Annotated in this window: 10 protein-coding genes; 3 read left to right on the top strand and 7 right to left on the bottom strand. The window is 64.7% G+C overall.

Translation table 11 applies throughout. The features are described 5' to 3' along the window. A partial coding sequence (locus tag ACLKOZ_RS13210; RefSeq protein WP_436475612.1) for an IclR family transcriptional regulator occupies positions 1–628 on the bottom strand: 628 nt, incomplete at its 3' end. 162 nt (positions 629–790) lie between these two features. On the opposite strand from ACLKOZ_RS13210, the gene ACLKOZ_RS13205 reads away from it, so the two are divergent. The 3 genes from ACLKOZ_RS13205 (at position 791) to ACLKOZ_RS13195 (ending at position 4324) form a co-directional block, all read left to right on the top strand. After that, positions 791–1327, top strand: coding sequence for a flavin reductase family protein (locus ACLKOZ_RS13205; protein WP_337352157.1), 537 nt, complete (start codon positions 791–793; stop codon positions 1325–1327). A 60-nt stretch (positions 1328–1387) separates the two neighbouring features. Further along, positions 1388–2842 carry a 4-hydroxyphenylacetate 3-monooxygenase, oxygenase component gene (gene hpaB, locus ACLKOZ_RS13200; protein ID WP_436475610.1) on the top strand — a complete coding sequence of 485 codons (1455 nt, stop codon included), beginning with the start codon at positions 1388–1390 and terminating at the stop codon, positions 2840–2842. A 150-nt stretch (positions 2843–2992) separates the two neighbouring features. After that, positions 2993–4324 carry an MFS transporter gene (locus tag ACLKOZ_RS13195; protein ID WP_337345888.1) on the top strand — a complete coding sequence of 444 codons (1332 nt, stop codon included), beginning with the start codon at positions 2993–2995 and terminating at the stop codon, positions 4322–4324. A gap of 89 nt (positions 4325–4413) precedes the next feature. On the opposite strand, the gene ACLKOZ_RS13190 is transcribed toward ACLKOZ_RS13195, so the two are convergent. From ACLKOZ_RS13190 to ACLKOZ_RS13165, 6 genes are all read right to left on the bottom strand, one after another. Then, positions 4414–5061, bottom strand: a complete 648-nt coding sequence (locus ACLKOZ_RS13190) for a phosphoribosyltransferase (protein ID WP_436475608.1) — start codon at positions 5059–5061, stop codon at positions 4414–4416. Between the two features lie 152 nt (positions 5062–5213). Then, positions 5214–6041, bottom strand: coding sequence for an alpha/beta fold hydrolase (locus tag ACLKOZ_RS13185; protein WP_436475606.1), 828 nt, complete (start codon positions 6039–6041; stop codon positions 5214–5216). Between the two features lie 4 nt (positions 6042–6045). Further along, positions 6046–6375, bottom strand: coding sequence for a biotin/lipoyl-containing protein (locus ACLKOZ_RS13180; RefSeq protein WP_337345891.1), 330 nt, complete (start codon positions 6373–6375; stop codon positions 6046–6048). Continuing rightward, positions 6368–7420, bottom strand: a complete 1053-nt coding sequence (locus tag ACLKOZ_RS13175) for an alpha-ketoacid dehydrogenase subunit beta (RefSeq protein WP_436475603.1) — start codon at positions 7418–7420, stop codon at positions 6368–6370. Before ACLKOZ_RS13175 ends, ACLKOZ_RS13180 begins: the two co-directional genes overlap by 8 nt. Further along, positions 7413–8450, bottom strand: a complete 1038-nt coding sequence (locus ACLKOZ_RS13170; protein WP_436475601.1) for a thiamine pyrophosphate-dependent enzyme — start codon at positions 8448–8450, stop codon at positions 7413–7415. Before ACLKOZ_RS13170 ends, ACLKOZ_RS13175 begins: the two co-directional genes overlap by 8 nt. A 189-nt stretch (positions 8451–8639) precedes the next feature. Then, positions 8640–10019, bottom strand: coding sequence for an amino acid permease (locus ACLKOZ_RS13165; RefSeq protein ID WP_436475599.1), 1380 nt, complete (start codon positions 10017–10019; stop codon positions 8640–8642). Between the last annotated feature and the right edge of the window lie 139 nt (positions 10020–10158).

Raw genomic sequence — 10158 nt, 5'->3', positions numbered from 1 at the left:
CCCCCCCCCCCCCGGGCACCCGGACCGGGGCAGCCAGGGATGACACTCCCGCAATGACCTCGTCATGGCTGGCTGAGTACCCTGCGCGGCGGGCATCAGCAGCCTCGGGCCGGTAGGGTATCCCCGGCGCCAGCTGGGCCCACTCGGCCTCTGTCAGTGCTGACTGGATGGCGATGCCCGGTGCCCCCGCGCTGATGGGATGCCGGGTGCCAGGGTGCTGGGCGACTGTCGCCCCTGAATGGCGCGGTTCCACGGTCACCAGGGTGATGCAGTCGAGGTGGTCCCAGACGGCCACGAAAGCCGTCATGTCCAGGGTGTTGGCCAAGTGGGTGAGTTCGGGGAGGGCGGCAGTCTGGAGATTTCGTGAGACGCCCCGAGCCAGGACGGCCAGGCCGGGGCCGGGCTGCACGCGGCCGGCGTCGTCGCGCACCAGCAGCGAGTGGTCCTCCAGCGTCCGCAGGATCCGGTAGGCGACGGACCGGTGGACGCCCATGGCGTCGGCTAGCTCGGCGATGGTCATCGGGCTCTGGGCAGCGGCCAGGATCTCAAGTGCGCGGATGCCGCGGGAAAGTGTCTGCGACGGCGACGCCTGCGCTGCTCCGGCGGGGGCGGCGGCTGTGGGATTCATGGTGTCCATCCTAGGCGGCTCCGGGCGGGGGATCGGCCCACTCTTGTGCTGACGCCTTCATCCGAGTAGCGTCCTATATACGAATTAGTAGTTCAAATATAGAACTCGCATGTGAAAGCGTCCACCATGTGGCGCTCGCGGGTCCTGCGTTGAGGATCAGTGATGATTTCCGATTCACGGAACACGGCCGATCCGTCAGCCGCCGGCCGGACCTCGGCCCCGCGGTCGCACCACTTCCGCGGCAGTCTGGGCAGATATGCCACGGGGGTCGCCATTGTGACCTTCGACGGCGCAACCAGGCGCCACGGCATCACGGTTAACTCCTTCACGTCCGTGTCCATGGAGCCACCCTTGGTGCTCGTCAGCATCGCCCGGAGCGCCAGGGCCCACGACGAATTGTCCGGCCGGGCGTTCACGGTCAATATCCTTGGTGCCGAGCAACGCCAACTGGCCTTGCACTTCGCCGGGCGGCCGGGGCCGGAGCCGTTGTGGGTTGAGGGCGGGTCGGCGCCGCGGCTCTCAGGTGTCCTGGCCTGGTTCGAGTGCAGGCCCTGGGCCGCCTACCCCGGGGGAGACCACACGCTCTACGTGGGCGAGGTGGCCGATTTCAACTACCGCAGCGGTGACGCGCTGGCCTTTGCCAACAGCAGCTTCACCACCATTCCGGAGAGCCAGTTGGGAATGGAGAACCTCCTCTGACCCCTTGCTCCCGCCACAGGACCAGCACTTGGCAGTTCAACGACGAACGGAGAAAACACGATGGGCATCCGCACCGGCCAGCAATATTTGGACAAGCTCAATTCCATGACGCCGCAAGTAATGATCGACGGCGAGATGGTCGCCGGGAACATCGCAGAGCATCCGTCTTTCGCCAACGTGGCCCGCACGTACGCCCGGCTCTTTGACATGCAGCACGAGCCGCAGCACGCCGCTGCGCTGACCTATGTCTCGCCCACCTCCGGTGACACGGTCAGCGCTTCCTTCCTGATCCCGCGGACAAGGGAGGACCTGGCCCACCGGCGGGCTGCCACCAGGACGTGGGCGGAGTACTCCAACGGGTTCCTGGGCCGCACCGGCGACTACATGAACAGTGCCCTGACGGCGCTCGCGGCCTCAGAGAAGTGGTTTGCGCAGGTGGATCCGATGTTCGGCGAGAACATCCGCAACTACTACGAGTACTGCCGTGAAAACGACCTGCTCGCCACCCACACCCTGATCCCTCCGCAGGCCAATCGCTCCGTCTCGGGCTCTGAGCAGCTAGGCGGCCAGCTTTCCGCCCGCGTCGTTGAAGAGCGCAAAGACGGCATCGTGGTTCGGGGTGCCCGGATGCTGGCCACGATCGCCCCGATCGCCGATGAACTGCTGGTGTTCCCTTCGACGATCCTTCGCGGGACACCCGAGGATGCCCCGTACTCCTACGCCTTCGCGGTCCCGAACGACGCCGAAGGCGTCCGGTACCTGTGCCGCACCTCGCTGTACCACGGTGGAAGCAGGCACGACGAACCGCTGGCCAGCCGCTTCGAGGAGACGGACGCCGTCGTGGTCTTTCACGACGTCTTTATCCCTAACGAGCGGATTTTCATGCTCGGGCATCCGGAACTCTGCAACGTTTTCTATTCCGAAACCGGAGCCGCCGCACTCATGACGCACCAGGTGGTCACGCGCACGATTGCCAAGAGTGAGTTCTATCTTGGCCTCGCGTCCGAAATCGCGGATTCGATCGGCATCGACGGCTTCCAGCACATCCAGGAGGATCTCGCCGAGCTGATCCAGACCGTTGAGATCGGCAAGGCGCTGATGACGGCAGCGGAGGCTGAAGCGGCGTTGAACGACGACGGCGTGATGCTGCCCAAGTGGTCTACGTTGAATGCCGCCCGGAACTGGTATCCCAAAGTTGCCCAGCGCTTTCCCCAAATCATCCGGAAGTTTTCGGCGTCCGGCCTGATGGCCCTTCCCGGCGAAGCCGACGTCGCCGGGGAAGCGCGGCCGGACATAGACCTCTACTTGCAGGCCAAGACTCTTACCGGCCCGGAGCGCGTAAGGCTGTTCAAGCTGGCGTTTGACGCGAGCGTCTCGTCGTTTTCGGGCCGGCAGGCGCTTTATGAGTACTTCTTCTTTGGGGACCCTGTGCGGATGGCCGGTGCCCTGGTCAGTTCGTACGACCGCGGGCCGGTCCGGGCGAGGGTGAGGGACTTCCTGGCGCGGGAAGACTGATGCATCCGATCCCGCTATTTGCCGAAATATCTGTGACCAGCGTGTTTTCTCTCACATTTTCGTAGTACGCTACTAACTAACTGACCGTTCTGTCGGTAATCATGAAGGCGTTCACCTGGCAGTGCCCCTGCCTTAAACAATGGAGTTTCAATGACCACACCTTCTTTGGTGGATTCACTTGCCGGCCCCAGCACCCGGAGGGAAGAACGCAAGGTCCTGGCCGGGACCCTCGTAGGCACCACCATCGAGTGGTACGACTTCTTTATTTTTGCCCAGTTGACGGGGACGCTGCTGTCCCCGTTGTTCCTGGCTCCGCTGAACGATTCCAACCCCGGCCTGGCGCAGATCCTGTCGTTTGCCCTGATCGGCATCAGCTTCCTGTTCCGGCCCTTGGGCGCTGTCGTCGCCGGCCACCTCGGTGACCGCCTCGGCCGCAAGGCGATGCTGGTGTTCACCCTCGTCATGATGGGTGCCGCGACGGCGCTGATCGGCATGCTGCCCACGTATGCCCAGATCGGCGTCTGGGCACCGATCCTGCTGATCACCCTGCGCATTATCCAGGGCTTCTCGGCGGGCGGGGAATGGGGCGGTGCCGCGTTGATGGCGGTCGAACACGCACCGCTGAACAAGCGAGGCCTGTTCGGCGCCTATCCGCAGATTGGTGTTCCGGTGGGCATGATCCTGGCCACCGGTCTGCTGTTCTTCCTCAACAGCAGCATGTCCAAGGAGGACTTCGCCGCCTGGGGCTGGCGGGTGCCGTTCCTGCTGTCCATCGTCCTGATCGTGGTCGGATACCTGATCCGCCGGGCCGTGGCCGAGAGCCCGGTCTTCAAGGAGATGGCTGCCCGCAAGGAAGCGAGCAAGGCACCCCTCGGCGAACTCATTCGGAAGCACAAGAAGGCTGTCCTGTACTCCACCATGATCTTCATCGGCAACAACGCAGCCGGCTACCTTCTGATTGCCTTCTTCATCTCCTACGCCACAAGGATCCTGAAGATGCCCACCCCGCAGGTCCTGCTGGCCACCACGCTGGCGTCCTTCGGATGGCTGATCTTCACGCTGGTCGGCGGCTGGCTGTCTGACCGGATCGGCCGGGTCAAGACCTTCCTGATTGGTTATGGCATCGTGTTTGCGTGGATGATCCCGATGTTCGCGCTGATCGACACGAAGGACATCATGCTCTATGGCGTGGCATTGTTTGTCCTGACCATCGGGCTCGGACTGTCCTACGGTCCGATGTCCGCCATGTATGCCGAAATGTTCCCGGCCAACGTGCGCTACTCGGGCATCTCCATCGGCTACGCCTTCGGCGCCATCCTCGGTGGAGCGTTCGCTGCCACCATCGCCGAGTCGCTGCTCCTGAGCACCAAATGGACCGGCTCGATCGGTATCTACATCATGATCCTGTGCGTGATCTCGGCCGTCGGCGTCCTGCTTGCCAAGGAGACCAAGGGCCGCCCCCTGGGAATCAGCCACCACTAGGGAGAAGGCGCCGCATCAGCGGATCTTTCGATGGCAGGCACGGACCGAAGGGTTCCGTGCCTGCCATCCCTGTCGTGAAGGCCGGCGGGCTATTGCTCCAGCTGGCTGATGGCGTCCTCGTCCGTCAGCTGCTCGAAATGGCGGTAAAAACTTCCCACGGCCCGGAACTTGCCCGGCAGGTGCAGGCAGAGCACAGCATCGCAGACGGACGACACCGCTGCTTCCGCTTCCACTGAACCGACCGGGGCTGCGGCCACCACGTGGGCTGCGCCGCCGGAACGAACCGCTTCGACCGCCGCCCTCATCGTGGCTCCAGTCGCGAGGCCGTCGTCGACCAGCAGGACTGTTTTTCCCGTGAGGTCATGCTTGATCGCCGGGTAGGTTTCGACCCGACGGAGAAGTTCAGCGCGTTCCCTCTGCTCCACCTCATCCAGCCACTCCTGACGGACGCCATGTTCCAGGACGCGGGACATGAGGGGCCTGTTGAGCAGGCGCACAACGCGCCCGTCTGACCACGCCAGGGCTCCGTACGCGGTCTCGTCATGGCCGGGGATTCCGAGCTTCCGGACCAGCACGGCACCGAGCGGCAGGTACAGGGCCTTCGCCGCGGCCGCCGCAACCGGGATTCCGCCCCGGGCCAGCCCCAGGACAATCGCGTCGGGACGTTCCCGGAACTGCGTCAGCACCGCAGCCAGACGCTCACCGGCATCCGTGCGGTCTTCAAAACGCGTGCTCATTGTTCCCTCTCCCGGCTGACTCCGCCCCGCTTCCAGCCTACCGTCTGCGGTGGCAGCACCGGGAAGTAATGGCCCGTTTCAACCTGCTGGGCCACAAGCCCATCAGGTGCCTTCGGAACTGGTGCGGACGGGAGTTATGAAACCCCTGCGGGTCAAACCGCCAGGAAGTCTATGGCGCCCTGCTTGAAGGCCCTGCTGGTAATGGCGTTGGTGTGGTTTCTGCCCGGAAGCAGCAGTTGCTCGGCCATGGAACCGGCCGTCCTGGCCAGCTCGGCCAGCTGCGGCATGGTTGCAGCGCGCTCATCCTTGTCGCCGGCAACCAGGAGCATGGGCATATGCGGGACGGCCTCGGCAGGATCGTAGGGCTCGTCCTTGATCGCTTCAACCAACGACAGCAGGGCAAAAATGTTGTTGCTGGGCAGCAGCATGGCCATCTTCAGCAGCCCCGCGGTGGACTCGTCCGCGATGGGAGTCCCGTCTGCAAGGTATCGCTGGGCCGCCACGAGGTCGAAAGCGGCCAGCGGGTCCGCGACGTTCGGACCGCCCAAGACCAACCGGTGGACGATCTCGGGCTGGGTGGCGCCGAATTCCCAGGCGAGCCTGGAGCCCAGCGAGTAGCCCACAACGTCCATCCCGCTGGCTGGGTCGCCCTCGTGCAATGGCCGGACGCCGGCGTCGAACGCGATCTGGAGCAGGTCAGCGCGGATGCGGCTGGGGGAGTAGGAATCCCGGTCCTCCGGGGCGCCGCTGCGGCCGTGTCCCGGCAGGTCCACGGTGATGACACGCCGGCCCGCCTCCTGCAGGGCCGGCACCCACCCGGTGTCCTCCCAGTTGAGCTTGCTCGAGGAGGAAAATCCGTGGAGCAGCAGGATGGGCCGGAGTCCGGCGTCCTGCGCGGGATCGTGCACCTGCACGTACAGCTGGGGATCGGTGCCCTCAACGGTGTGGGAATGCATCTCGCCTGTGTGCCTGCCGCTCATGGTGTCAGTCCTCATCAAGTACGGCGCTCAGGCGGACCCGGCGCTTCGGTGCCTCGTCCTTCGGGACCGTGCCAACAATTCCGGCGGTGTTATCCGGCACCTCGAACACGATCAGGGGGTCGCCGACATTGATCCTGTCACCTGCCCCACCGAAGGTACGCACCACTTTACCTGCCTGCGGACTGGGCAGTTCAACAGCGGATTTGCTGGTTTCGACTTCCACCAGCGGCTGGTTCCGCTCCACGTGATCACCGGGGGAAACCAGCCATTCGAGCACGGTTGCTTCAATGAGGCCCTCGCCCAGGTCGGGGAGCGGGAACGAGATTTCAGCCACGGCGGTACTCCAATACGCGTTGGATCCCATTGAGGATCCGGTCCACATTGGGGATGTATTCGTCTTCGAGGTCGCCGGAAGGGTACGGCACGTCGAAACCGGTTACCCGTTCCACGGGCGCCTTGAGCGTGTCAAAGCAGCCCTGCGTGATCAGTTGCGCCACCTCCGCGCCGAGGCCGGAAGTCAGCGGTGCTTCATGGACGACTACGGCGCGCCGCGTCTTCGCTACGGATGCCACCAAAGCCGGCGCGTCGATGGGCTTGAGCCAGCGCAAGTCCAGGACCTCGATGTCCACGCCGTCCTCAGCCGCCAGTTCCGCCACCTGCAGGCAGCGTGCCACCATCGCACCCCAGGCGACCAGGGTGAGGTGCCTGCCTGGCCTCATGACCTTCGCAGCGTCGGGAGAGCCGCCGTCGGCCTCGGCATTGGCGATATCAACCTCGCCCTTTTGCCAATAGCGGGACTTCGGCTCCATAAAGATCACCGGGTCCGGCCGCGTGGCTGCGTACTTGAGCAGGTGGTAGGCCTCGTGCGGGTTCGACGGCGACACCACCTTCAGGCCGGGAACGTGGGCGAACAGCGCCTCGAGGGATTCGCCGTGATGTTCGGGGGCACGGATCCCGCCAAAGCTGGGAACGCGCAGGGTGATGGGCATCGGCAGGGTGCCTCGGCTGCGGTAATTCAGCCTGGCGACCTGACAGATGATCTGGTTGATCGCCGGGTAGGCGAAGCCGTCGAACTGCACCTCGGGAATGGGATGGAAACCAGCCATGGCCAGGCCCACGGACATGCCCAGGATGCCTGATTCGGCCAGCGGCGTGTCAAAGACCCGCTGCTCGCCGTGCTTGGCCTGGAGACCGTCCGTGATCCGGAAGACTCCGCCGAGCCGGCCGCAGTCTTCGCCAAAGACCACTGCCCTGGGATTGTCCGCGAGGATCTCGTCAAGGGCCCGGTTCAGGGACTGTTGCATGGAAAGTTGCGCAACTCCGTGCCCTGGATTTCCCCGACCCATGGAGGCCTCGCTTTCAAGGATGGCGTTAGACATGCTCCGACTCCTCCCGCCACTTGGCAGCCTGGTCCTGCAGGGCAGGTGTGGTTTCCTGGAACACCAGATCGAACATTTCGCTGCCAGGGCGTGGTTGCAGCGCCTGAAGGCCTGAGCGGACCATCTCTTCTTCCGCTTTGGCCTTGGCGAGGGCTGTGGCGAAAAATGCCTCGCCGGCGATCCCCCTAGTGAGCAGGACCTGACGGAACCGTTCCAGCGGGTCCTGGCCGGCGTCGTCGTGCTCTTCCTGAAGTGAGCGGTAGCGGCCGGGGTCATCGGACGTGGAGTGCGGGCCGCGGCGGTACGTCATGGCCTCGATGAGGACAGGGCCGTTTCCGGCGCGGCAGTTCGCCAGGGCCTTCCGGGTCGCGTCCACCACGGCCACGACGTCGTTCCCGTCGACCTGGCTGGCGGAGATGCCATAACCATCCGCCCGGGCGGCCACGGAGCCGCCCGCCACCTGCCGTTCGGTAGGGACTGAAATGGCCCAGCCGTTGTTCTGGACGAAGAACACCACCGGCGCCTTCAGGACCGCCGCGAAGTTCATGGCCTCGTGGACGTCGCCCTGGGATGAGGCGCCGTCCCCGAAGTAGCTCAGGGCCACGCCGTCCTTGTGATCCAGGGTCTGGCCGTGGGCCCAGCCGACGGCGTGAAGCACGGAGCCGGCCACTACTGCCTGGATCGGGGCAAGCCGGGATTCGAGCGGGTCGTATAGGCCGCCGTGCCAAGTGGCCTTGTGCGTGGCCATGTAGGAGACCATATCCACCCCCATGGCACGGGCAACGCCCATTTCGCGGTACGTGGGAAACACGAAGTCGCGGGACAGGTCCACGGCGTACCCGCTTCCCACCTGGGCTGCTTCCTGGCCCAGTTCGGGGGCGTAGCCGGGGATGATGCCTTGCCGCTGCCACGCTACGGCGGATGTGTCCAAGTGCCTGACGGTGACCATGAGGGTGTACAGCTCGCGGAGTTCGTCCGCGGTCAACGGCGCAGCGTGTTCACCGGGAGCCTGTGGAGGAAGAGTGCCCATGACTGTGACCCTAGTCACCGTCGAAAGCCTAAACAATCAGCTCGCACTCCACTGACCAAACTGCCAAAAGTTGCCACCCTGTTGACCATGTTGCCTAGCAACTTGCTAATCTTGCGGCGCTCCGTCGGCCCGCCCAACTGGGTAGCAGCAAGTGTCGTTATGAGCGTCCATAACGACATTTAGTGCTACCTACTTGGGCTGCCGTTCGCGGCTGGAGAGCCGGGCGCCGATCCAGCACGCCGCGGCGAGGCAGGCCACCAGGGCGAACGTGCTGAGCAGCTGTGCACGGTTGCTTTCCGCACTGAAGCCGACGGCGAAGATCAGGCCCAGGAGAACCAGTCCGAGGATGGTCAATCCCGGATAGCCTTTCATTCGCAATGGCAGCGCAATCCCGTCACGGTCTGCCCTGCGGCGCAGGATGAGCTGCGAGACAAGGGCCGTGCCCCACACCACCAGGCAGGTGGATCCCACCAGCTGGAACAGGGCCGGGAGGATCCGTTCCGGGAACAGCAGCTCCAGCACCGTTGCGGCAAAACCAAAGGCCACGGAGACGCCAACAGCCAGCGCGGGCACGCTCGCCCTGCTCAGCCGGGACAGGAAGCGTGGCGCCTCGGCGCGTTCGGACAGCGAGTAGACCATCCGGGAGGCGCCGTAGAGGTTGGCATTCAGGGCGGAGAGAAGCGCGACGACGGCCACCAGCGTGATTGCCGTGCCTGCGCCCGGGATCCGGGCAGCATCGAGAACGCCCGCGAATGGCGACGCGAGGCCCTCTGAGGTGGCAGGCAACACTGCTGCAATAACAAAAACCGAGCCGATGTAGAAGACCAGGATCCGCCACACCACCGTCCGGATGGCCTTGCCCACGCTGTGTTCGGGGTCCTCGGTCTCGGCTGCGGCAACGGAAACGATCTCCGTGCCACCGAAGGCGAAGATCACCACAAACAGGGCGGTGGCCACTCCGCCGAGGCCCGCCGGAGCGAAGTCTGTTGTGATGTTGGCCAGCCCCGGCGATGCGACGTCGGGAAGGAAGCCCAGCAGCAGGCTGGCGCCGACCACCAGGAAGAGTACGATCGCGGCGACTTTAAGGATGGCGAACCAGAACTCGAACTCGCCGAAGTTCTTGACCCCGGCGAGGTTGATGGCGGTGAACACGATCATGAAGATCAGTGCAAGGGCCCACACGGGGATGATCGGCCAGACCGAGAAGAGGAGCCCAGCCGCGCCCAGGGCCTCGGCGGCGATCACGACGACGAGCTGCAGCCACCACAGCCATCCCACGGTAGCGCCCGCTGTCTTCCCCAGTGCGCGCTCGGCGTACACCGAGAACGCGCCGCTTGTGGGGTTGGCGGCAGCCATTTCCCCCAGCGCCCACATGACGAGGATGATGAGCGTCCCGGCCACCAGGTATGAAACAAGGACGGCAGGCCCGGCAGCCTGGACTCCTGCGCCGGAGCCCAGGAAGAGGCCGGCGCCAATCGCGCTTCCCAGCCCCATCATGGTGAGCTGGCGGGGTTTCATGGTGTGGCCGAGGTGGGTTTCCGGCCGCACTTGCGTGGACTTCATTGTCATGCCTTTTGAACCTTCTTGGGGTGTAGGTGGTGGTCCTCGTGGGACCTCTCGAATTTACCGCCTCGCCCGCCAGCCAGCGTGCGGCTGCCGTGCCATCATGGACTCAGTTTGATTTGTCATCACGGCAAGGGGCTCACAG

It is taken from the genome of Arthrobacter sp. R4, from assembly GCF_051365025.1.
In the GTDB taxonomy this organism is placed as follows: Bacteria; Actinomycetota; Actinomycetes; order Actinomycetales; family Micrococcaceae; genus Arthrobacter.
The sequence above is the reverse complement of the archived record's forward strand: the minus strand, read 5'-3'. Positions and strand labels throughout refer to the sequence as shown.

Excerpts from the sequence above, each read along its gene's own strand:
- ACLKOZ_RS13205 (WP_337352157.1), top strand. The coding sequence starts at position 791 with ATGATTTCCGATTCACGGAACACGGCCGATCCGTCAGCCGCCGGCCGG.
- hpaB (WP_436475610.1), top strand. The coding sequence starts at position 1,388 with ATGGGCATCCGCACCGGCCAGCAATATTTGGACAAGCTCAATTCCATG.
- ACLKOZ_RS13195 (WP_337345888.1), top strand. The coding sequence starts at position 2,993 with ATGACCACACCTTCTTTGGTGGATTCACTTGCCGGCCCCAGCACCCGG.
- ACLKOZ_RS13190 (WP_436475608.1), bottom strand. The coding sequence starts at position 5,061 with ATGAGCACGCGTTTTGAAGACCGCACGGATGCCGGTGAGCGTCTGGCT.
- ACLKOZ_RS13185 (WP_436475606.1), bottom strand. The coding sequence starts at position 6,041 with ATGAGCGGCAGGCACACAGGCGAGATGCATTCCCACACCGTTGAGGGC.
- ACLKOZ_RS13175 (WP_436475603.1), bottom strand. The coding sequence starts at position 7,420 with ATGTCTAACGCCATCCTTGAAAGCGAGGCCTCCATGGGTCGGGGAAAT.
- ACLKOZ_RS13170 (WP_436475601.1), bottom strand. The coding sequence starts at position 8,450 with ATGGGCACTCTTCCTCCACAGGCTCCCGGTGAACACGCTGCGCCGTTG.
- ACLKOZ_RS13165 (WP_436475599.1), bottom strand. The coding sequence starts at position 10,019 with ATGACAATGAAGTCCACGCAAGTGCGGCCGGAAACCCACCTCGGCCAC.